Below are 21,902 nucleotides of genomic sequence, written 5' to 3'. Positions count from 1 at the left end.
CGGCGCCTCCTAGCGTCTGCGACGTCGAGGCTCCGGCCCGGCCGAGCGACACTCGCAAGGGGAAGGCAAGTGTCGGGAGGCCGGGCGGGGCCTCTTCACCATTTCTGGGTTCCTCTCTGCCTGCCTGTCCGTGGCGCCGTGCAGAATGGCCGGGTGGCGAAGGCGGGCAGCAACGACGTGCTCGGGCCGGTCGCCGCGCTGCGCAGGATCGCCTTCCTGCTCGAGCGGGGGCGTGAGGACACCTTCAAGGTGCAGGCCTTCCGCAAGGCGGCCGCGGCGATCCTGCCGCTGCCACCCGGTGAGGTCGAGCGGCTCGTCGACGAGGGTCGGTTGACCGACCTGCCGGGTGTCGGCGCGAGCTCGGGCAAGGTGATCGCCGCCGCCGTGCGCGGAGAGGTGCCGGAGCGGCTCGCCACGCTCGAGAAGGCGCACGCCGGCCCGCTGGCGCCGGGTGGACGGGCACTGCGCGCGGCCCTGCGCGGCGACCTGCACTCGCACTCCGACTGGTCCGACGGCGGCTCGCCCATCGAGGAGATGGCGTTCACCGCTGTGGAGCTCGGCCACGACTACCTCGTGCTCACCGACCACTCGCCGCGCCTCACGATCGCCCACGGGCTGAGCGCCGAGCGGCTGGCGCGCCAGCTCGATGTGGTCGACGCGGTCAACGAGCACCTCGGCGGGGCGTTCACCCTGCTCAAGGGCATCGAGGTCGACATCCTCGACGACGGCGGGCTCGACCAGACCGACGAGATGCTCGGCCGGCTGCAGGTGCGGGTGGCGAGCGTGCACTCCAAGCTGAAGATGGAGCCCGACCAGATGACCAAGCGGATGGTCGCGGCCACCCGCAACCCGTTCATGAACGTGCTCGGCCACTGCACGGGTCGTCTGGTGACCGGCAACCGCGGCGTGCGCCCCGGCAGCCGCTTCGACGCCGAGAAGGTCTTCGCCGCCTGCGTGGAGAACGGCGTGGCCGTCGAGATCAACTCGCGCCCCGAGCGCCGCGACCCCCCGACCAAGCTCCTCGAGCTCGCCCGCGACATGGGTTGTCTCTTCTCCATCGACTCCGACAGCCACGCGCCGGGACAGCTCGACATGCTCGACTACGGCTGCCACCGCGCCGAGGAGGCCGGCATCGAGCCCGACCGCATCGTCAACACCTGGGAGCGAGACCGGCTGCTCGCCTGGGCCGCGGCTAGGTTGTGAGCGTGGCGGACGACGAGGCGGTGGAGGTACGCCGCTCGAAGCGGCGGCGTCGTACCGTGTCGGCGTACCGCGACGGAGACCGCATCGTGGTGCTCATCCCCGCCTCCATGACCCGGGCCCAGGAGTCCGAGTGGGTCGAGACCATGGTGGCCCGGCTGGAGAAGGCCGAGAAGCGCCGACGGCCCAGTGACGACGACCTGATGCGCCGGGCCCGGCGGCTGAGTGACGACTACCTCGGCGGTCTCGCGAACCCCGACTCGGTGCGCTGGGTCGACAACCAGCGCTCGCGCTGGGGCTCCTGCACGCCGGGGGACCGGTCGATCCGGCTGTCCAGGCGGATCCAGCAGATGCCGGCGTGGGTGGTCGACTACGTGCTCGTCCACGAGCTGGCGCACCTGCTCGAGGCCGGCCACAACGACCGCTTCTGGGCGTGGGTGGACCGCTACCCGCGGGCCGAGCGCGCGAAGGGCTACCTCTCGGGCTGGTCGGCCGCCGCCGAGCTGGACCCGCCGCCCGGCGACGACGAGGTCGACTGATCGGTCCCGGGCGCGAGGGCTCATCGGCTTTGGGTCCGGCCTCGTCCAGCAGCGGGCCACGTCACCCCTGCAGTCAGTCGCCACCCAGGCGTTGACGCGCGGCATCGATCAGCTCGTGCATGTCGTCGTGCAGCTCCGGGAGGTCGTCGAGCGGCCACCAGCGGACGTCGGTGGACTCGGCACTCACGACGGGCTCGGCTCCCGCGGGCGCAAGGGCGACGAACCGCACGTCGAGGTGCTGCACGTCGCCGCGCGGGTCGCAGAAGCCGACCGTGTGCTCGGAGAGGTGGACGGGCTCGCGGTCGACCCGGAGGCCCACGATCCCGGACTCCTCGGTGGACTCACGCCAGGCGGTCGCGAGGAGCGACCCGTCACCGGGTTCGCAGTGCCCGCCGAAGTGGAACCACGCGCCGGCCTTGCGGTGGAGGTTGAGCAGCACCTCCTCGCCGTCAGCCGAGACCACCAGCGCGCCGGACGTCAGGTGGTCGGGGAAGCAGGAGCGCTCCGTGCCGTCGGCGTGGGCGTGCAGGTGGGCGACGTAGCGGTCGCGCAGCTCGGTCTGGCGACCCGGCGGCGGTGTCCAGGTGGTCAGCTCCGCGAGCGCCTCGCGGTGGAGGGTCACTCCTTGGGCTCGCCAGGCGTCTCGTCCGGCGGGGTCTCGTCCGGCGGGGTCTCATCCGGGTCGTCCGGCGCCTCGCCCAGCGTGCCGTCGAGCAGCGCGGCGAGACCGGCGTCGAACCCCGCCTCGTCGAGCTCGGCCGGCGCGCCGGCGTCCTCGCGGAAGCCCAGCGGGTCGTCGAGGTCCTCGGCCGTGGGGAGCAGGTCGGGGTGCATCCAGACCCCGTCGCGGGCCTCGGTGCCCTGACGGGTGCGCAGCGACCCCCACAACGTGGAGGCGTCGCGGAGCCGGCGCGGTCGCAGCTCGAGACCGACGAGCGAGGCGAAGGTCTGCTCGGCGGGTCCACCGGCGGCGCGGCGGCGGCGTACGGCCTCCTGCAGCTTGGCGGCCGCGGGCATCCGCTCGGCGGTGGCCTGACCGACGACCTCGTCGACCCAGCCCTCGACCAGCGCGAGGGTGGCCTCGAGCCGCGAGAGCGCGGCCTGTTGCGCGGGCGTCGACTGGAGGTCGAAGAGCCCGCCCTCGAAGGCTTCCTGCATCGCGCCGGGGTTCATCGGGTCGAGGCCGCGCATCTGCTCCTCGATGGCGTCGGTGTTGATCTCGATGCCGGAGGCGTAGTCGCGCACCGACCCGATCAGGTGCTCGCGCAGCCACGGCACGTGCGCGAAGAGGCGCTGGTGGGCGGCTTCGCGGAGTGCGAGATAGAGGATCACGTCGTCCTCGCTGACGTCGAGCCCCTCGGCGAAGGTCTTGACGTTGCTGGGCACCAGCGCGGCCGTGCCGGCCGGGCCGAGCGGGAGGCCGATGTCGGAGGCGGTGAGCACCTCGCCGGCGAGACCGCCGAGCGCGGCGCCGACCTGGCTGGCGACCATGGCCCCGGTCGCCTGGCTGAGCATGCCGAGGATCGGGCCGGCCATCGCGCGGGCCTGCTCGGGCAGTGCGTTGCCGAGGGCCTGGGTGGCCTGCGCCGCGACGGGCTCGACCAGCACCTTCCACACGTCGGTCGTGCCGACGATCCACTCCGCGCGCGACCAGGCGGCGGTGGTGTGGACGCCGGACGGCAGCGTGGTGGCGTCGTCGAGCCAGTGGTCGGCGAGGCGTACGGCGTCGGCGACGGCGTCCTTCTGGCGCTGGGTCACGCTCGGGTCGGGAGTCTGCGCGGTCTGCTTGCGGGCCATGTCGATGGCGACGTCCCAGTTGACCGGACCGTCGTGCGGCTTCATGAAGCCCTGGATCTGGGAGAGCAGCGCGCTCAGGTCGGGCATGCCCGACCCGCCGGGGCCACCCTGCATGCCGAAGAGGGCGCTGAGGTCGGGCAGCCCCTGGCCTCCGGCGCCGCCGACGAAGCCTGAGAACAACGCCTCGAAGGGCGTGCCCTTGAAGGGATTGTGGGCATCGTCAGGACTCTTGTCCGGGTCCTTGTCCGGGTCCTTGTCCGGGGGAGTGCCCGGGGTGTCGTTCATGAGTCCAAACTACCGGCGGGGCAATGGATAGGGTCCCTGACGTGAGCCCTGAACCCACCCCGGCGCTGTCCCCTGACGCCGCCTCTGTCGTCAGGCTGGTCGGGCTGCGCGAGACGCCCCTCGACGTCGACGAGGTGATCGCCGCGCTCAACGATGAGGCGGCCGGCGGGCTGACGCTCTTCATCGGACGCGTCCGCGACCACGACGGCGGTCGCGACGTGACGGGCCTGGAGTACTCCGCGCACCCCTCGGCGGAGGCCAAGCTGCGGGAGGTCTGCGAGCGGATCGCGGGGGAGTACGACGTCCACGGGGTCGCCGCCGTGCACCGGGTCGGCACCCTCGCGATCGGCGACGCCGCCGTGGTGATCGCCACCGCCGCCGCGCACCGCGGCGAGGCTTTCGACGCCAGCCGCGCGCTCATCGACACGCTGAAGTCCGAGGTGCCGATCTGGAAGCATCAGCTCTTCGGCGACGGCGGCGAGGAGTGGGTCGGCTCGCCCTGACCCCGTCACGAGACGTCCCGGGCCCGCGCGCCTGCCGCAACCACCGATCGAGGCGACCTACCGTCGTGGTGTGGAGATCCTGCTGTGGCTCGCGCCGGCCGGCGTGGTGACCGTGCTCGCGATGCTGTGGGTCTCGTGGCTGGGCCGCGAGCGGCGCGAGGTCGACCGTGACGTGGCGGTGGCGCGGTTGGGGCAGGCGCTGGCGCGCGAGCACCCCGGGCGCCGGCGACCCGCGCCCGTGCGCGAGCGCGACAGGAGCACAGGGATCCAGGTCCGGCGTACGCGTCGTGAGGACTCGGCGGCCTGACCGCGAGTCGGCCCTCCTGCCAGGTTGCTTGCCTGCGTGCGACTCGGGTTGGGCGTGGATGAGACGATTCATCCCATGCTGAGCGGCCCCGCGACCTCATGAGTCAGCGCAGGCTGGCCGGGCTCGTCGCCGTGCCGCTCCTCCTCGCCCTGTGGGTGGCCGCGCTGTGGCTGCCGTTGCCCTACGTCACCTACAGCCCCGGCATCACCGTCGACGTGCTCGGTCAGCAGGACTCCGACACGGGGGGCGACGGCCAGGAGATCATCCAGGTGACCGGCCACAAGACGTACCGCGACGACGGCGAGCTTCGGATGACGACCGTCTACGTCACCCAGCCGGAGGCGCGGGTGAACCTCTTCGAGGTGATGCGTGCGTGGCTCAGCGACGAGGACGCGGTCTATCCCTACGACAGCGTCTACGCGCCCGACGAGACGGCCGAGGACGCTGACCTCGAGTCGGCCGTGCAGATGGCGTCGTCGCAGGACCTGGCGGTCGCGGCGGCGCTGCGCGAGCTGGGCGTGGACGTGACGCCGGTCGTCAAGATCCTCAACGTCGGCAAGAACACCCCCGCCGACGGTGCGTTCAAGGTCGGCGACGAGCTGCTCTCCATCGACGGCGAGGAGATCAGCGACCCGGCGCGGGTCGGGGAGATCGTGCGCGCCGACACCGACGGCACCAAGCTGGCCTTCGGCATCCGCCGGGACGGCAAGGAGATGACCGTCCGGGTGGCCCCGAAGGTTGACGACGAGGGGGTGCCCCGCATCGGCGTCGTGCCGGGCAACGGCTTCGACTTCCCGTTCCAGGTGTACGTCAACATCAACCCCGACATCGGCGGCCCGAGCGCGGGTCTGATGTTCTCCCTGGCGATCTACGACACGCTCACCCCCGACTCGCTGACCGGCGACGAGGTCGTGGCCGGCACCGGCGAGATCCGCGAGGACGGCTCGGTCGGCCCGATCGGCGGGATCCAGCAGAAGATCGCGGCCGCGCGCAAGGACGGCGCCGCGCTGTTCCTGGTGCCGCCCGACAACTGCGAGGACACCGAGGGTGCCGTCAACGGCGACATGCGGCTCGTGCGCGCCGACACGATGCACGACGCGGTCGAGTCGATCGAGACGTGGGTCGCCGATCCCGACGCGTCGCTGCCCAGCTGCTCGACCTCCGGGGAGGCAGCTGGTGAGTGAGATCCTCGACCCGCAGGTCGACCCGGCCCTGGCCGTCGCCGTGCTCGAGGTCGAGTCGCACGCGTCCTCGTTGGGCTGGGACGGGCCCGCCCGCCTCTACGCGCTCGTCGACACCGCGCGGCTCGTCGCTCTCGAGCCCGAGCTGGCGGCGAACATGGGCCTCGACGACGCGTCGGCTGCCGGCTCGCTGACCCCCATCGAGCAGGACCAGCTCGGCGCGGAGGTGCTGGAGGCGACGCTCGAGTCGATCGTGTGGCCCCCCGAGGTGGTCGGCTGCGCCGCGGTGGTCGAGCGACTGGTGCTGCCGCCGGGGGTGGATGCCGAGCTGCCCGGCGACGTACGCGAGGCACAGGAGTACGCCAGGGAGCACCCGGACCGGCACGAGGTCCGGATCGCCGCGGGGGTCACCCGCGCGGGGGCGGCGTACTGCGCCCTGCGACTGCGTGAGCACGACGACGACCTCAGCGTGGTGACCGGGACCGACCTGGTGCCGGGTCTGCTGGACCTGCTGCGGGCCACCCTCGAACCCGGCCTTGACGACACCCCGCTTGATGCTGCACGGCAGGATGGCCTGCACCACGACCCGGCGGACCCTGCCGCCGGGCCTGAGGAGGAGAACTCCGGATGAGCGACCTGTTCGACGACGACCCGCGCGACGAGCAGCCGCGCGCACAGCGCAGCAGCCGGTCGCGCGCGCTGGTCATCACCGCGGTCGTGCTGCTGGCCGGCTTCATCGGGCTGACGGCGTTCGCGACGTTCTGGACCGAGCGCCTGTGGTTCACCTCGCTGGGCTACCAGTCCGTCTTCAGCACGTTGTTGTGGACCCGGATCGGGCTCTTCCTCGTCTTCGCCGCCGTGATGGCGCTCGCCGTCGGGGCCAACATGATGGTCGCGTACCGCACCCGTCCGCTCTTCCGGCCGTCGACACCGGAGCAGACCGGGCTGGACCGCTACCGCGACGTCGTGCTGCCCGTGCGCACCTGGCTGATGGCCGGCACCAGCATCCTGATCGGCGTCTTCGCCGGCGCCTCGGCATCGTCCCAGTGGCGCAGCTTCCTGCTGTGGCGCAACGGCACCGACTTCGGGGTCAAGGACGCCTACTTCGGCATGGACGTGGGCTTCTTCGTCTTCGACCTGCCCTGGCTGCACTACGTCATCGACTTCGTGATGGCGGTCTGCGTGGTCGCGCTGCTGGCGTCAGCGGCGGTGCACTACCTCTTCGGCGGCATCCGGCTGCAGGTGCCTCAGGACCGGCTGTCGCCGTCGGCGATGGCGCAGTTCTCCGTGCTGCTGGGGTTCTTCGTGCTCGCCAAGGGCGCGGACTACTGGCTCGACCGCTATGACCTGCTCGACGAGTCCGGCTCGCTGATCACCGGCATGAACTACGCCGACGAGAACGCCGTGCTGCCGGCCCGCAACATCCTCACCGGCATCGCGATCATCTGCGCGCTGCTGTTCTTCCTCAACGTCTGGCGCCGCACCTGGCTGCTGTCCGGCATGGGCCTGGCGATGCTGGTGGTCTCCTCGATCCTGATCGGGATGATCTGGCCGGGCATCGTGCAGCAGTTCACGGTCAACCCGAGCGAGCCGGACAAGGAGGCGCCGTACATCAAGGCCAACATCGACGCCACCAGAGAGGCCTACGACATAGCGGGCGTCGAGACGCTCGACTACACGCGCCAGGCAGCGCTCCCGAGCGACGACGACAGCCCGTCCGAGGCGGAGGCGATCAGGACCCGCCTGCAGACCCAGATGGACACCCAGCTGTCGACCACGCCGCTGATCGACCCGCAGCTGGTCGGGCAGGCGTTCGAGCAGGAGCAGCAGGTGCGTGCCTACTACTCCGTGGCCGACGTGCTCGACGTCGACCGCTACGAGATCGACGGCAAGCAACGCGCGCTGGTGCTCGGCGTGCGCGAGCTCAACCAGCAGGGCATCGACGAGGGCAGCCGCAACTGGGCCAACCTGCACACCGTCTACACCCACGGCAACGGGATGATCGCGGCGTTCGGCAACCAGCGCCCGGCCAACGACCTCACCCAGGACTCGCGCGGCGACGTGCAGTGGGCCGAGGGCCGCGAGCCGTCGGAGCGGACGCTGACGAACCTGACGCCAACCGGCTACCAGACGAAGGTCTACTACGGCGAGCAGTCGCCGTCGTACTCCATCGTCGGCAAGGCCCCCGGCGGCCGCGACGTCGAGCTCGACCTGCCTCCCGGCACGATCGCGGAGGGGGAGGAGTCGACGACGACGTACGACGGCGAGGGCGGCGTCGCGGTGGGCTCGCTCTTCCGCAAGCTGCTCTACGCCATCAAGTTCGGCGAGCCCAACCTCGTGCTGTCCGAGCGGGTCAACGCGAACAGCAAGATCCTCTACGACCGCAACCCCGGCGACATGGTCAAGAAGGTCGCCCCGTGGCTGACCGTGGACAGCGACCCCTACCCCGCGGTCGTCGACGGGCGGGTGCTGTGGATCCTCGACGGCTACACGACCACAGACCGCTACCCCCAGTCGCAGAAGGCGTCCTTCGACGCGATGACCGAGGACTCGCTGGCGACCAACACGGGCTTCCAGACGCTGCCGACCGACGAGATCAACTACATGCGCAACGCGGTGAAGGCGACCGTCGACGCCTATGACGGCACCGTGCGGATCTACGCGTGGGACGAGGCGGACCCGCTGCTGAAGGCGTGGCGCGCGGCGTTCCCGGGCGTGGTGCTCGACCGCGAGGAGATCCCGACCGCGCTGATGAGCCACCTGCGCTACCCCGAGGACCTCTTCAAGGTGCAGCGCTACCAGCTGGCGCGCTACCACGTGACCGACGAGAAGGACTTCTACGAGGACAACTCGCGGTGGGAGGTCCCGGCCGACCCCAACCTGACCAGCCGCAAGCAGCCGCCATACCGCATCTTCGTCGCGCCCACCTCGGTCCAGGAGAACGAGGACGGCACCGAGGAGACCGTGACGGCCACCGATCCGGCCGACCAGGTCTACTCGCTGACCTCGGTGTTCGTGCCCAACGGCAAGCAGTCGCTGGCCGGCTACATCTCGGTGAACTCCGATGCGACCGACGCCGAGAACTACGGCAAGCTGCAGATCCTGCAGATGTCGACGGAGGACAACGACGGTCCACGTCTGGCGGCCAACGCCATCTCGTCCGACGAGGACGTGCGCGACGCGGTCCTGAGCTTCACGCAGGGCGACGTGCGCACGGCGTACGGCAACCTGCTCACGCTCCCGGTCGCCGACGGGTTGTTGTACGTCCAGCCGCTCTATGCCTCTCGTGACCAGACGTCGCCGCGGACCCTGCAGTTCGTGCTCGTCTCGTACGGCGACCGCGTCGGCATCGGCCGCACCCTTGACGACGCGGTCGAGGACGTCCTCGGCGCGTCCGGCGACACCCCACCGACGACGCCGACCGACCCCGGCGACGGCGAACCGACCGACCCAGGGGACCCGCAGGTCACCGGCGAGCTCCCGGCCGAGGTCCAGCGCGCCCTCGACCAGGCGGCGGCGGCGTACGCCGAAGCAGACGCCGCCCAGCGCGACGGCGACACCGCCCTCTGGGCCGAGAAGCTCGAAGAAGCTCGCCGCCACGTCGACCGCGCGCTCAGGCTGCTCGAGCAGTCCGAGCAGGGCGGGGGAGGCGCAGGCGGGGGAACCCAAGAGCCCGAAGCCACCGCGTCCCCCTCGCCGACCGAAAGCCCCTCCGGCAGCTGACCACAGCTCCACGGTGGTCGAGCAGGTCGCGCAGCGACAACCGGTGGTCGAGGAGGTCGCGCAGCGACCGTCACGAGACCCCGCCCAACCGGGGTTCGAGCAGCGACGGTCAGGAGACCCCCGCCCCACCGGTGGTCGAGCAGCGACGGTCACGAGACCCCCGCCCAACCGGTGGTCGAGCAGCGACGGTCACGAGACGCCCGACCAACCGGTGGTCGAGCAGCGACGGTCACGAGACCCCCGCCCAACCGGTGGTCGAGCAGCGACGGTCACGAGACCCCCGCCCAACCGGTGGTCGAGCAGCGAGCTTGCGAGCGATCAGTCGAGACCACCCCGATTTGGCTGCCCTTGAACGCCTCAAGTAACGTTGGGTTCACCGACGCGGGGTGGAGCAGCTCGGTAGCTCGCTGGGCTCATAACCCAGAGGTCGCAGGTTCAAATCCTGCCCCCGCTACGAAGAAAGTCCAGGTCAGCCCATGGTTGACCTGGACTTTCGCTTGGGGGCGAGATGCGATCCCATCGATTACCCATCACATTGACAGGTGCGCAGCGTCGCCCGGCCGGGCCGCAGCGTCGTTGGTTCCGGTCGCCTCGGGCTCGCTCGGCGGCGGTCGCGCACCTACTCGGCATGAGTACGGCGAAACTGGGGCTGGAGCCCCTGATCGGGGTCGAGGAGCTCGCCGAGTACCTCGGTGTCCCCGTGCAGACCATCTACGACTGGCGGCTGTCCGGCCGGGCGCCGCGGGCCTACAAGCTCGGCAAGCACCTGCGGTTCTCGCTCAGCGACGTCGAGGAGTGGCTGGAGCGACAGCACGAGGCTGGCAGCGATGAGTAGGCCGCGCATCCCCATCGGCGGGTACGGCGAGATCGCCTTCATCCAACGTGCCAAGGGCAAGGTCGAGACACGCACGCGCTTCCGCGAACTGGGACGGCCAGACGCGGCTCGTGCAGGCGACGGCCAACTCGAGGCCGGCTGCCGAGGTGGCGCTGAAGAAGAAGCTCGCGCAGCGCAACGCCTTCCAACCCGTCGACACCACGCTGACGCCGGACAGCCTGTTCCCGGCGCTCGTCGAGTACTGGCTGGCCGACCTGGACCTGGAGAACAGGATCGCGCCGGCGACCCGGTTCAACTACGAGCGCGACATGCGCAGGCTGGTCCTGCCGGCGTTCCAGGGCTTCACCCTGCGCGAGATCGGGGTCGCCCGCTGTGATGCCTTGCTCAAGCAGCTCGGCAACAGCTCGTACTCCTCGGCCAAGCGTGCTCGGACAGTGCTGCGGCAGTCGTTCGCGCTCGCGGTCAGGCACGAGGTGCTGCCGCGCAATCCGATCGACAACGTCTCCCGCCTCCACAAGCCGAAGCGCACGCCCACCGCCCTGACCGCAGCCGAGGTCAATGCCATCCGCGCCGTGATCAAGGCCTGGGAGTCCACACGAGGCACCTCCGGTCCGAATCCCGACGGTCAGCTCGGCCAGGTCGTGGAGGTCATGCTTGGCACCTCCGCCCGGATCGGCGAGGTGCTGGCCATCCGCCGCCGCGACCTGGACCTGACGACGACACCGGCGACGCTGCGGATCTGCGGCACGGTGATTTCCGAGCGTGGCAAGGGGACCTTTCGCCAGGAGCAGCCCAAGACCGACCGGTCGAACCGGGTCATCGCGCTGCCGAGCTTCACAGCCGAGGCCTTGCGGCGGCGGATGGCGATCATGCGGAACCACTCGCTCGAGGCCCTGGTGTTCTGCAGCCGCGAGGGCACGCCGCTGACGACCGCGAACGTGCGCCGTCAGCTCCGCAAGGTCCTCGGCGACGCCGGGATCGAGGGCGTCACGCCGCACATGTTCCGCCGGACTGTCGCCACCGTGGTGAACGAGCAGGCGAGCCTCAACCTTGCCTCCGAGCTGCTCGGTCACACCGACCCGAAGGTAACTGTCGAGCACTACATCCGCCGCAACGAGCACGTGAACCCGCTGACCGCCGAGCTCCTCGATCAGGCGTTCGCCCGAGCGGACGAGGACTAATCGGTTGGCCCTCTGTCGGTCCTCGTCCGTAGCGTCGAGGGCGGGTCGACCTGATCGGAAGGAGCAGCGATGAACGACAAGACGGAACAAGACCGGGCGACCCCGAGCGATGAGTCGCGCGACTGGTTCGAGTGTGACGACGGCTGGGGCCCGCTGATCACCGAGCTCGAGGACAAGCTCAAGGCGCTGTCGCCGGACTACACGGTCAGCCAGGTCAAGGAGGAGTTCGGCGGCCTGCGCTACTACGCCTCACCTGGCGACGTCGATGAGGAGACCTCGGAGCAGTTCTACGGCCTGATCCGTGAGGCCGAGGCCAAGTCCTACGAAATCTGCGAGCGATGCGGCCAGCCCGGCCGACTGTCGCGGCGAGGCAAGGCCGGTTGGTACAAGACGCTCTGCACGGCGTGCTCGGGGGAGCTGAACTTCGAGCCCGTACGCGATGACGAGGGGAGTGCACCCGGATGACGGGCGTGGCAATAGTGTCACGGTTCCGTTACACTTCTGCCATGACCGGCAGGGCATTGGCACGTGACGAGTTGTGGGGCATCGCGACCACGCAGCACGGATTCGTGACCGCTCAGCAGGCGACCGAGATCGGGATCGACAAGCACGCGCTCCAGATGCTCGTCCACCGAGGCACACTCGAGCGGGCGGCCCACGGCGTCTACCGGTTCCCGCAGTATCCGGTCGGCGAGCACGACAACCTGATGCTCGCGGTCCTGTGGACAAGGGTGCCCGAGGCCGCGTTGTCGCACGAGACGGCACTGGACGTGTACGGCATCAGCGATGTGAACCCCAACCGCATCCACATCACCGTCGGCAAGCATCGCCGATTCCGCCGGGCCGGCGGAGACGACTACGTGGTGCACTACGAGGATCTTGCGGCGCAGCAGATCGGCTGGTGGCAGGAGATTCCGACTGTCACCGCAGCGACCGCGATCGTGCAGTGCATCGACTACGGCACGCCGACTTACCTGCTTCGTCAGGCGATCGAGCGTGGTCACGCGCAGGGCTACCTCAAGGCGACCGAGCGCGACGAGTTCGCGGAAGCGCTGGAGGCCCGCCATGAGCGATGAGCACCTCGCTTCGCGGCTCGCCGCGCTGCTCCGCACGCTGAAGCCGAAGGTCAAGGAGCCGGTCTCGACGAAGGTGCTCAACACCTGGATCGCCCAGGCCGAGGGCAGGCTCGGCGACGACGCCAAGGGCGGCAGACTCGGCTGGCTCATCGCCTCCTCAGTGGCGATTGCCGCGGTGCAGCGAGCGATCGACTCCGATGGCCGGCACCTGTTCCTGCTCAAGGGCGGCACCCTGCTGCAACACCGGTTGAACGCGACGGCTCGTGCGACGAAGGACGTCGACGGTCTCATCCGCGGCGACCTCGACGACTTCATCCTCGCTCTCGACGAGGCACTCGCAGAGCCGTGGGGGCCGCTGACCCTGCGCCGGGCCGACGTGGAGGTGGTGAACGTCCCCACTCGGGTGATCAAGCCACGCCGGTTCGACATCATCCTGGAGCTGCGGGGTGTGACCTGGCGACGCATCCAGTTCGAGGTCTCGCCCGACGAGGCGGGCATCAGCGACCACCAGGAGACCATTGAGTCGCCACCGTTGAGCGGCTTCGGCCTGCCGAACCCTGACGCTCTCGTCGGGATCGCGATGAGGTTCCAGATCGCCCAGAAGCTTCACGCCGTCTCCGATCCGCATGACCCTCCGGGAGCCATCAACGACCGGCCTCGCGACGTCGTCGACCTCCTGCTGCTTCGCGAGCTGGTGGCGGCGACGGGTAGCCCGACACTGTCTGAGATCCGCGACGCCGGCGTCGCGGTGTTCGAGGCCCGTGCGAACGATGCCGTGGCTCTGGGCCTGGTCCCACGGGTGTGGCCGCCGAACGTCGTCGCACACGGCCACTGGGCTGAGGACTTCGCGCGAGCTGCGAGCTCGGGCGGGATCGACCTTGCCCTCGACGCCGCCGTGGCCGAGTTGAACGACTGGATCGCGCTGATCGCCCGATCGTGATGTGTCGATCCGGCCGGCACTCCCCATAACCAGAAGACAACTCCCGGTTATGCGTAGTCACCGGCATCGCGGCGAGACGCTACGGCAGGCCGGCGCGGTCGAATTCCTGCTGCAGCCGCGGCCGGCGGCGATGGGTCTCGCGCAAGTCGGCAATCAGTTCGTTGACAGCGGCGGCCTGGTCAGTGCCGGCGCTGAGCTTGCGCATCTTCGCCAGCCGCCGCGCTGCCAGCCGGTAATGTTGCGCACCGGCGTCGACCAGCTCGTTCTCGACGAGCCGCTGATGGATCGGCAGGACAGCGATCGGGTCGACCTTCTCGTAGCCCTTCGCGAGCTCGGCCCATGTGTGGTCACTGTCGAGGTCGAGAGAGTGCGCAAGGTTCCACGCGAACTCTGGCTCCTTCAGTGTCAACAGCGCGAACAGCACCGCGTCGCTCGGGCTCGCAGCGAGCGTGGCGACCACCTCGTCGCGGGAGTCAGGCCAGGACTTCCCGGCCGCCTTGTGCAGACGCGCCGCTGAGCTCGAGGAGGGCCACTTGCGGAAGACGAAGAGCCGAGCGTCCAGGACCTCGGCCGGCCGATGCTTCTCGAGAAGCCCGCACCAGTAGTCCGCGGCCTTGAGTGACTGGTGACCGCGGTCGAAGTCGGTGGCCTGCTTCGCCCAGTCGATGGCGAGGTTGATCTCGCCGATCCCCTCGAACGCCTCGGCGGTGTCCTCCAGCCAAGCGGCGACCTTCCGGTCCTTGGCATGGGTCCGGATGATCGCGTCGATGTCGTGATCCAGCACCGCGAGTCGCTGGGCATTCCAATCCAGCGTGAACCACTCGTGGGAGTGACCGGAGTTCCACCGCTCGGCTGGACGAGGCCCGAGCTTCGCCTCGACCTCCGCCAACCGCGTCCGGTAGGCCGCCATGCCGACCTCGCCAAGTGCTGGCGCGTACGCCACCGGGTCGAGCTCGAAGTAGTCGACATCGTCGTCGTCGAACTGGAACTTCATCATCCAGTCGATCAGCTTGCCGACCGGCATCCTGGCTGAAGCCGCTGCGCGCGGGTGGAGCTCGAGCAGCCGGCGGCAGGCGTCACCGATGATCCCGGCGGAGTCATCCGCACGCGCGATCACCTTCAGCGACGAGGCGAGGGCCTTGTGCGTGACCGTGTAGATCTCGGCGGGGTCTGTCGTCGGGATCGCCGCTTCGAGGATGTCGATCGCCTCGTGCATGTCCTGGCCGTGCGCGTTGGCCGCGCTGTAGCGGTAGAGGTCCGAGCGAGTGCGGATCAGGGGGAGTACGGCGTCGGCCAGCGAGGTCACCCGCTCATTCTTCACGCTCGAGCTTCTGCCTCTGTGACCCCTCGTCACGCCGCCCGACCTGCGCCCTCGTCACCTCCGCACCGTCCTCCTCCATCAAACCTCCGCTCGTCACCCGCCGTCCCTGTCCGCCCTGGTTCTTCAACCACTTCGCTGTACGCCTCTGGCAGATCGAGGTGCGTGCTCCGGGATGGGCGTGAACGAGAGGGTCTCTTATAGGCCGAGCTTCTGTTGGATCGACTCCTTGGCCCACAGCGCCGGGTCGTGGGTCGCGCCGTGGCTCCACGGGTACAGGGGCAGAATGAGTTCATCGACGTTGGCGCCGAAGCGCTGCCGTGCTCGGGCCGCAGCGAGAACCAAGTCGAAGCTGAGTCGGACGGATTGAGCCTTCCCGATGCTCCGCCACTCGACGTCGTAGTCGTTGTGAACGGGCACACTGAGCAGGACGAGTCGATTGTACGATGCGCCACTCGTCGTGGACATCAACGCGATTCCTCCGCCATAGGAGTGCGCAAAGGCCGTATCCAACTGCCCACCGGCGATGTCAGCGGACCACCGCGCGAGCCGCTGCGCTGCCTTCTTCCGAGACTTTCTGAAGTATCCGCCGCTCCACGAGAAGGGAGCGCCGCCAGCGTAGAGATTCGGGCGGAAGGTCGACGCCACGAACGAGTGGAAGTCGCCGCCGGGGTACCACCAATCACCGCGCCATGCCCATGTGCCGTGGATGGTGAGTGAACATCGAGCGGGGTTGGCCTTCCAACGGGTCGCTTCTGAGTCTTCCTCCGCAGCTGAGCCTGGGCGAGCGATTCCGGTCCGACGGGCTGCCAGTGCAACCTCCTGTGCAGCGGTGTCGTTGCCGCCCGCAGCGCGGTTCAGCACCGCGCGGGCGTCTGTCAGGAAACCGGGGACTTCGGCGGCGCCCTTGGGTCGCCGCCAGTGAGAGAGCGCGGCCGCAGCCGAAACTCCGTCCACTCGATCCGGTGCCGAGTACATGACCGTTCGAAGCCAGGCGATGGACGTGGCCGGGTCCGCGGGGGATTCTCGGGCACGCACCCATAGATCGGTGCGCTCGCTGGAGTAGTCACTAGACGGACGCTCGCGCCTCGGGCCAAGACTCGATGGAATGTCGAGATCGCGAAGCAGGGAGTCTGCCCGAGCTGCCGTCTCAAGTCGATCGTCCCATCCAGCGACGGCAGGCACATCACGCTCAAGACCGACGACCTCGAGCTGTCCGTCGAGCCCAAAGAGAGCCTCTTGAGCATCCGAGAGCATGAGCCCGAGCAGCAGTGCCCGGATGGCGTTGGTCCCTACAGCATCAAGATCTTCTGCGCCCGCTGCCTCGGCGTCTGCGCGTGGCTGAAAGTAGCGACTGGGACCGAGGTCAGCTGATTCCGTCACGTGTTCCTCCTTCGCCCAGCGGGCTCACTCCCCACGGGAACGATATAGATGGGCACTTGCCGCCGCGTGCTTTCGCCGAGGTCGTCAGCGGAGCTGCCTGCGCACCTACCTCCTGCAAGGAGGTGTGCACGATGGTGGTGTCGCTGCGCAAGATGTCCGCCGGCCACGGCTACAAGTACCTGCTCAAGACGGTTGTCGTCGGCGATGGGGAGCGCGATCTCTCGACGCCGCTCACGCGCTACTACGCGGAGACCGGCACGCCGCCGGGGCGATGGATGGGCTCCGGGGTCGCTGACCTCGGCCTCAAGGAGGGCAGCGAGGTCACCCAGGCACACCTGGAGCTGCTGATCGGCCACGGCCGCCATCCGGTCACCGGCGAGCAACTCGGCCGGGCCCACCCGGTCTACGGGACCACGAAGCAGAAGGCCGTGGCCGGCTTCGACTTCTCGTTCTCGATCCCGAAGTCGGCCAGCGTCCTGTGGGGCGTCGCCGACGCCGGCACCCAGGCGATCATCGCCAACGCCCATCACGACGCGATCCGCGACGTCTTCGACTTCATGGAGCGTGAGCTCGCTGCCACCCGCATGGGCGCCGGGACGCCCGATGGCGCCGTTGCCCAGGTCGAGACGAGGGGGTTCATCGCGACCGCCTACGACCACTGGGACTCCCGCGCCGGCGACCCCCACCTGCACACCCACGTCGTCATCAGCAACAAGACGTTGACGTCGATCGACCGCAAGTGGCGTTCTCTCGACAGCCAGGCGATGTACGCCTGGGCGGTGACCGTGTCCGAGCTGCACCAAGCCGTCTTCGCCGACCACCTCACCCGCGCACTCGGAGTCGACTGGGAGCCGCGATCCCGCGGCCGAGACCGCAACCGCGAGTGGGTCATCGCGGGTGTTCCACAGTCGCTCTCGAAGCTGTTCTCAAGCCGAGCGGCCGCGATCGACGCCGCGGCCGACGACCTCATCCAGCAGTACGTCGCGAAGCATGGCCACCGACCGAGTCGCGCCGTCGTGCACAGGATCCGCAACCAGGCCAGCCTCGCGACGCGGCCGCCGAAGCAGTCACGATCTCTGGCGGAGCTCACCGACGTGTGGCGGCGCACGGCGTCGACCCATCTGGAGCAGGACGCCACAGATTGGGCCAACCACATCGCCAGCTGCGCAGCGCCCCGCACATTGCGCGCGGACGACGTACCGCTCGATGTCGTGGATGCACTGGCCTCTTCCGTCCTCGCAGAAGTCGAGGAGAAGCGATCCACATGGCGCCGCGCCAACCTTTACGCCGAAGCCGCCCGGCAGGCCATGTCCTGGCGCTTCGCGTCGACGACCGACCGCGCGGCGATCACCGGGACGATCGTCGAGGCCGCAGAGGCCCGGTCGCTGCGGCTGACGCCGCCCGAGCTCGCGACGGTCCCGCCCGTCTTCACCCGGCGGGACGGCACCAGTGTGTTCCGACCGAGGCACTCCATCGTCTTCTCCTCCGAGCAGCTGGTGGCTGCCGAGGACCGGCTGCTCGCCTTGGCCGACACGAGGACCGCTCCCACGGTGGACGTCGGATTCGTCGACCGCATCGCAGCCCGCCCCGTCAAAGGCCAGCTCCTCAGCCCGGACCAAGCGAACGCCATCGCCACCGTCGCGACGAGCGCCCGCCAACTCGACCTCCTGATCGGACCTGCCGGCGCCGGAAAGACCACCGCCATGCGGGCGCTCAAGGAGGCCTGGACGCAGCAACACGGACGCGGCAGTGTCGTCGGGCTCGCCCCGAGCGCGGCCGCGGCTCAGGTTCTCGCTGACGACCTCGGCATCCAGTGCGAGAACACCGCCAAGTGGCTCTTCGATCACGGCCGCGGCCACACGGCCTTCACCAAGGACCAACTCGTGATCATCGACGAGGCCTCGCTCGCGGGAACGGTCACCCTCGACCGTCTCACGGCGTACGCCGCAGATGTGGGCGCCAAGGTCCTGCTCGTCGGTGACTGGGCGCAACTGAGCGCCGTCGAAGCCGGTGGCGCGTTCGGCATGCTCGCCGCCGCGCGCGATGACACAGCGCAGCTCCTCGACATCCACCGCTTCCTCCACGAGTGGGAGAAGGCGGCATCCCTCGACCTGCGTCACGGACAGCCGCGAGCCATCGACACCTACGTCGCGAACGACCGCGTGGTCGAAGGCCACGGGGGACAGGCCCACGAGGCGGCGTATTGCGCCTGGGCAGCGGACATCGCCGCCGGCCGTTCGAGCGTCCTCATCGCCGATAGTGCCGAGACGGTGACGGACCTCAACCTCCGCGCCCGCGCCGACCGCCTGGTCCGAGGCGAGACCGATGCCGGCCCTGAAGTGACGCTTGTTTCCGGAGCCGGGGTATCGGCGGGCGACATCGTGATCACGCGCCGCAACGACCGTCGCCTCCGCACCCTGAGGAGCGGATGGGTCCGCAACGGCGACCGATGGATCGTCAGGGACGCACGTCCCGACGGCTCGCTCGTCGTTCGCCGCGCTGATCGCCGCTTCGTCGGAGCGGTGATGCTTCCCGCCTCGTACGTCGCCGAGCACGTCGACCTCGGTTACGCCGTTACCGCTCACCGTGCGCAGGGTCTGACGGTCGACTCCGCTCACGTGGTGGTGGGGGAGACCACCACCCGAGAGAACTTCTACGTCGGCCTGACGCGTGGGAGGGAGTCGAATATCGCGTACGTCGAGCTCGACCACGCCGACGAGGGCCACGGCCATGGTCTGGAAGTGCCAACCGCCCGCGAAGTCCTGCTCAAGGTGCTGGCGAACCTCGGAGCCGAGGTATCGGCGCACCAGACGATTATCAGCGAGCAGGAGGCATGGGGCTCGATCGCGCAACTGGCGGCTGAGTACGAAACGATCGCGGCTGCAGCGCAGCACGATCGCTGGGCCAAGCTGATCCGCACCTCCGGACTGACCACGGAGCAGGCCGCGGAGACGATCCGATCCGACGGCTTCGGCCCTCTCGCCGCAGAGCTTCGTCGAGTGGAGGCCAGCGGCCACGCCGTCGAGTTCCTGCTGTCGGTCGCGGTAGCCCGGCACGGTCTCGAGGACGCCGCCGACGTCGCTGCGGTGTTGCGCCACCGCGTCGCCCTGATGACCCGTTCGTCCGCCAGTCGGCGACCCCCGCGCCCGCGGCTGATCGCCGGCCTGATTCCCGAAGCGCTCGGCCCGATGGCCGACGACATGCGCCGGGCTCTCGATGAGCGCCGGGACCTCATCGAGCAGCGCGCGCGGAGCCTGGCGGAGGAGGCGCTCGCCGCGCACGAGCCATGGGTACGGCGCCTCGGCGATCCGCCGAACGATCGACGAGAGCGCGAGCGGTGGGATCGCGAGGTCTCGACGATCGCTGCCTACCGCGACCGGTACCGGATCTCGTCGATGTCGCCGCTGGGTGCCGACGTCGGGCCCGACGCGCAGAGGCTGGATCGCGCCCGCGCCGAGTTTGCCCAGAGGACGGCACAGTCGGCAGAAGGAAGGCGTGCGGCGCGGCTCGAAGTCGGTGGGCGGCAGGGGATCGGCCTTTAGCCGCTGACCGGACAGGCAGCGCATCCGCTGTTCCCCTACTTCTGCCGCACCCTCGCACTAGGGTTTCCTGTGGTCGCCTGCGACCAGCGCCAGACCCTTGCAGCGAATCAGGAGAACCCTTGAACAGCGCCAGTCACGGTCGAATCGTCGCCCTCATCTGGGCCATCGCCGACGACGTCCTGCGCGACCTCTACGTACGCGGCAAGTACCGCGACGTCATCCTTCCGTTCACCGTTCTCCGCCGGCTCGACAGTGTGCTGGAGCCGACCCGCGACAACGTGGTCGAGACCAACAAGGCGCTCACCGCGGCCGGGATCGTCAATAAGGACGCCGCGCTGCGCCAGGCCGCCGGCCAGGACTTCTACAACACCTCCGGCTTTACGTTGCGCGACCTGCGCTCGATCAGCAGCGCAGCACGGCTAAGGCTCGACTTCGAGGCATATCTCGACGGCTTTTCGCCGAACGTGCAGGAGATCATCGACAACTTCGAGCTGCGCAACCAGATCCCCAAGCTGACCAAAGCTGACGCGTTGGGTGCCCTGATCGAGAAGTTCCTCGACCCGGACCTCGACCTGTCGCCCGCGGGACTCGACAACCATGCGATGGGCACCGTCTTTGAGGAGCTCGTCCGCAAGTTCAACGAGGACAACAACGAAGAGGCCGGTCAGCACTGGACGCCGCGCGACGCGGTCGAGCTGATGACCCGTCTGATGTTCGAACCCGTCGCCGACCGGGTGCCGTCCGGTAGCTACCTGCTTTACGACGGCGCAATGGGCACGGGTGGCATGCTGACGGTCGCCGAGGACACCCTTCAACGCATCACCCGCAAGCAGGGCAAGAAGGTCAAGACCCACCTGTTCGGCCAGGAGATCAGTTCCGAGACCTACGCGATCGCGAAGGCCGATCTGATCCTCAAGGGCGAGGGCGAGGCTGCCGACAACATCGTGGGCGGTCCAGAGTGGTCAACGCTCTCGAACGATGCCTTCGCAAGCCACGAGTTCGACTTCATGCTCTCCAACCCTCCGTATGGCAAGAGTTGGAAGACGGACCAGGAGCGCATGGGTGGCGCCAAGAACATCCGCGATCCGCGCTTCATCGTCGAGCATGATGGCGACTCGGAGTACTCACTCGTCACTCGTAGTAGCGATGGCCAGATGATGTTCATGGCCAACCTCATCTCCAAGATGAAGCACAAGACCCCCCTCGGAAGCCGCATCGCCGAGGTTCACAACGGTTCGTCACTCTTCACCGGTGACGCCGGGCAAGGCGAGAGCAACATCCGCCGATGGGTCATCGAAAACGACTGGCTCGAGGCCATCGTCGCGCTGCCCCTCAAGATGTTCTACAACACCGGCATCGCCACCTACGTCTGGGTGCTGACGAACCGCAAGGAGGAGCGCCGCAAGGGCAAGGTGCAACTGATCGATGCCTCTGAGTGGTTCACCCCGCTGCGCAAGAACATGGGCGAGAAGGCCGTGGAGCTCAGCACCGCGGACATCGACCGTGTCCTTGCGACCTTCATCGCTTTCGACGAGGCCGATGACCCTGATCACTCGAAGGTCTTCGACAACCGCGATTTCGGGTATTCAAAGATTGTCGTTGAGAGACCGCTCCGGATCGTCGGCGCCGACCCAGGCCGGGTCTACAAGGCAGCCGAGATCAAGAAGATGAAGGAGGAGGGCAAGCGCGATGAGAACGCCCCCGCCATCATCAGGAAGGTCCTCCCACTCGCGGCGAAGCCCGACCCTCTGCATGGGCTGTTCGAGGCGGTGGTTGACGGCAAGACCCGTGTTGTCCAGTACGAGGTCGGCGAGAACGACACCGAGCAAGTGCCGCTCAACGAGCCCGCGGGCGCGTATGGCAACGGCATCGAGGCTTTCTTCCGCCGTGAGGTGCTGCCCTATGCGCCGGACGCCTGGATCAACGAGTCGAAGACCAAGATCGGCTACGAGATCTCCTTCACCCGCCACTTCTACAAGCCTGCGCCGATGCGGACTCTTGCCGAGATCCAAGCCGACATCCGGGCACTCGAGGCTGAGACCGAGGACCGCATCTCCGAGATCGCAGGGGGATCCCAGTGAGCGACGTAGAG

General features: G+C 68.8%; 18 protein-coding genes and 1 tRNA gene. 15 read left to right on the top strand and 4 right to left on the bottom strand.

Annotation, left to right across the window (positions count from 1 at the left end; all coding sequences use genetic code 11):
• Positions 1-153 precede the first annotated feature (153 nt).
• Positions 154-1,203 carry a PHP domain-containing protein gene (locus ABD295_RS11310; protein ID WP_344303823.1) on the top strand — a complete coding sequence of 350 codons (1,050 nt, stop codon included), beginning with the start codon at positions 154-156 and terminating at the stop codon, positions 1,201-1,203.
• 2 nt (positions 1,204-1,205) lie between these two features.
• Positions 1,206-1,739 carry a M48 metallopeptidase family protein gene (locus tag ABD295_RS11305; RefSeq protein ID WP_344303822.1) on the top strand — a complete coding sequence of 178 codons (534 nt, stop codon included), beginning with the start codon at positions 1,206-1,208 and terminating at the stop codon, positions 1,737-1,739.
• 73 nt (positions 1,740-1,812) lie between these two features.
• Here ABD295_RS11305 and ABD295_RS11300 read toward each other — a convergent pair whose 3' ends face one another.
• Both ABD295_RS11300 and ABD295_RS11295 read right to left on the bottom strand, forming a co-directional pair.
• Complete coding sequence (locus tag ABD295_RS11300; RefSeq protein ID WP_344303821.1) at positions 1,813-2,361, bottom strand: NUDIX hydrolase; 549 nt, start codon at positions 2,359-2,361, stop codon at positions 1,813-1,815.
• Positions 2,358-3,821: a zinc-dependent metalloprotease gene (locus ABD295_RS11295; RefSeq protein WP_344303820.1), complete on the bottom strand. Its 1,464-nt coding sequence runs from the start codon at positions 3,819-3,821 to the stop codon at positions 2,358-2,360. Before ABD295_RS11295 ends, ABD295_RS11300 begins: the two co-directional genes overlap by 4 nt.
• Before the next feature lie 41 nt (positions 3,822-3,862).
• On the opposite strand from ABD295_RS11295, the gene ABD295_RS11290 reads away from it, so the two are divergent.
• From ABD295_RS11290 to ABD295_RS11240, 11 genes are all read left to right on the top strand, one after another.
• Entirely contained in the window at positions 3,863-4,324 is a 462-nt protein-coding gene (locus ABD295_RS11290; RefSeq protein ID WP_344303819.1) for a molybdenum cofactor biosynthesis protein MoaE, read from the top strand.
• Between the two features lie 70 nt (positions 4,325-4,394).
• A complete protein-coding gene (locus ABD295_RS11285) occupies positions 4,395-4,631 on the top strand; it encodes a hypothetical protein (RefSeq protein WP_344303818.1) in 237 nt (78 codons plus the stop codon).
• A 98-nt stretch (positions 4,632-4,729) separates the two neighbouring features.
• Positions 4,730-5,815, top strand: a complete 1,086-nt coding sequence (locus ABD295_RS11280) for a YlbL family protein (RefSeq protein WP_344303817.1) — start codon at positions 4,730-4,732, stop codon at positions 5,813-5,815.
• Positions 5,808-6,443, top strand: coding sequence for a PPA1309 family protein (locus tag ABD295_RS11275; protein WP_344303816.1), 636 nt, complete (start codon positions 5,808-5,810; stop codon positions 6,441-6,443). The genes ABD295_RS11280 and ABD295_RS11275 overlap by 8 nt, the downstream gene beginning before the upstream one ends.
• Positions 6,440-9,535 (top strand): UPF0182 family membrane protein, encoded by a 3,096-nt coding sequence (locus tag ABD295_RS11270; RefSeq protein WP_344303815.1) that lies wholly within the window; start codon positions 6,440-6,442, stop codon positions 9,533-9,535. Before ABD295_RS11275 ends, ABD295_RS11270 begins: the two co-directional genes overlap by 4 nt.
• Positions 9,536-9,915: 380 nt before the next feature.
• Positions 9,916-9,989: transfer RNA gene (locus ABD295_RS11265), tRNA-Met, on the top strand.
• 174 nt (positions 9,990-10,163) lie between these two features.
• Complete coding sequence (locus ABD295_RS11260) at positions 10,164-10,370, top strand: helix-turn-helix transcriptional regulator (protein ID WP_344303814.1); 207 nt, start codon at positions 10,164-10,166, stop codon at positions 10,368-10,370.
• Between the two features lie 110 nt (positions 10,371-10,480).
• Positions 10,481-11,551, top strand: coding sequence for a tyrosine-type recombinase/integrase (locus ABD295_RS11255; protein WP_344303813.1), 1,071 nt, complete (start codon positions 10,481-10,483; stop codon positions 11,549-11,551).
• A gap of 69 nt (positions 11,552-11,620) precedes the next feature.
• Complete coding sequence (locus tag ABD295_RS11250; RefSeq protein ID WP_344303812.1) at positions 11,621-12,016, top strand: hypothetical protein; 396 nt, start codon at positions 11,621-11,623, stop codon at positions 12,014-12,016.
• Positions 12,017-12,057: 41 nt separating this feature from the next.
• Positions 12,058-12,627 carry a type IV toxin-antitoxin system AbiEi family antitoxin domain-containing protein gene (locus tag ABD295_RS11245; protein WP_344303811.1) on the top strand — a complete coding sequence of 190 codons (570 nt, stop codon included), beginning with the start codon at positions 12,058-12,060 and terminating at the stop codon, positions 12,625-12,627.
• A complete protein-coding gene (locus tag ABD295_RS11240) occupies positions 12,617-13,567 on the top strand; it encodes a nucleotidyl transferase AbiEii/AbiGii toxin family protein (RefSeq protein WP_344303810.1) in 951 nt (316 codons plus the stop codon). The genes ABD295_RS11245 and ABD295_RS11240 overlap by 11 nt, the downstream gene beginning before the upstream one ends.
• A gap of 79 nt (positions 13,568-13,646) precedes the next feature.
• Here the strand turns inward: ABD295_RS11240 and ABD295_RS11235 are convergent, their stop codons facing one another.
• Positions 13,647-14,888, bottom strand: coding sequence for a DUF6880 family protein (locus tag ABD295_RS11235; protein ID WP_344303809.1), 1,242 nt, complete (start codon positions 14,886-14,888; stop codon positions 13,647-13,649).
• Between the two features lie 195 nt (positions 14,889-15,083).
• Positions 15,084-16,268 carry a hypothetical protein gene (locus tag ABD295_RS11230; RefSeq protein WP_344303808.1) on the bottom strand — a complete coding sequence of 395 codons (1,185 nt, stop codon included), beginning with the start codon at positions 16,266-16,268 and terminating at the stop codon, positions 15,084-15,086.
• A gap of 131 nt (positions 16,269-16,399) precedes the next feature.
• On the opposite strand from ABD295_RS11230, the gene mobF reads away from it, so the two are divergent.
• On the top strand, positions 16,400-19,810 hold the full coding sequence (gene mobF / locus ABD295_RS11225; protein ID WP_344303807.1) for a MobF family relaxase: 3,411 nt from the start codon (positions 16,400-16,402) through the stop codon (positions 19,808-19,810).
• A gap of 119 nt (positions 19,811-19,929) precedes the next feature.
• Positions 19,930-21,891, top strand: a complete 1,962-nt coding sequence (locus tag ABD295_RS11220; protein ID WP_344303806.1) for a type I restriction-modification system subunit M — start codon at positions 19,930-19,932, stop codon at positions 21,889-21,891.
• Positions 21,892-21,902: the final 11 nt, after the last annotated feature.

Origin of the sequence: Nocardioides bigeumensis (assembly GCF_039531755.1) — a bacterium.
Classification (GTDB): Bacteria; Actinomycetota; Actinomycetes; order Propionibacteriales; family Nocardioidaceae; genus Nocardioides; species Nocardioides bigeumensis.
The sequence above is the reverse complement of the archived record's forward strand: the minus strand, read 5'-3'. Positions and strand labels throughout refer to the sequence as shown.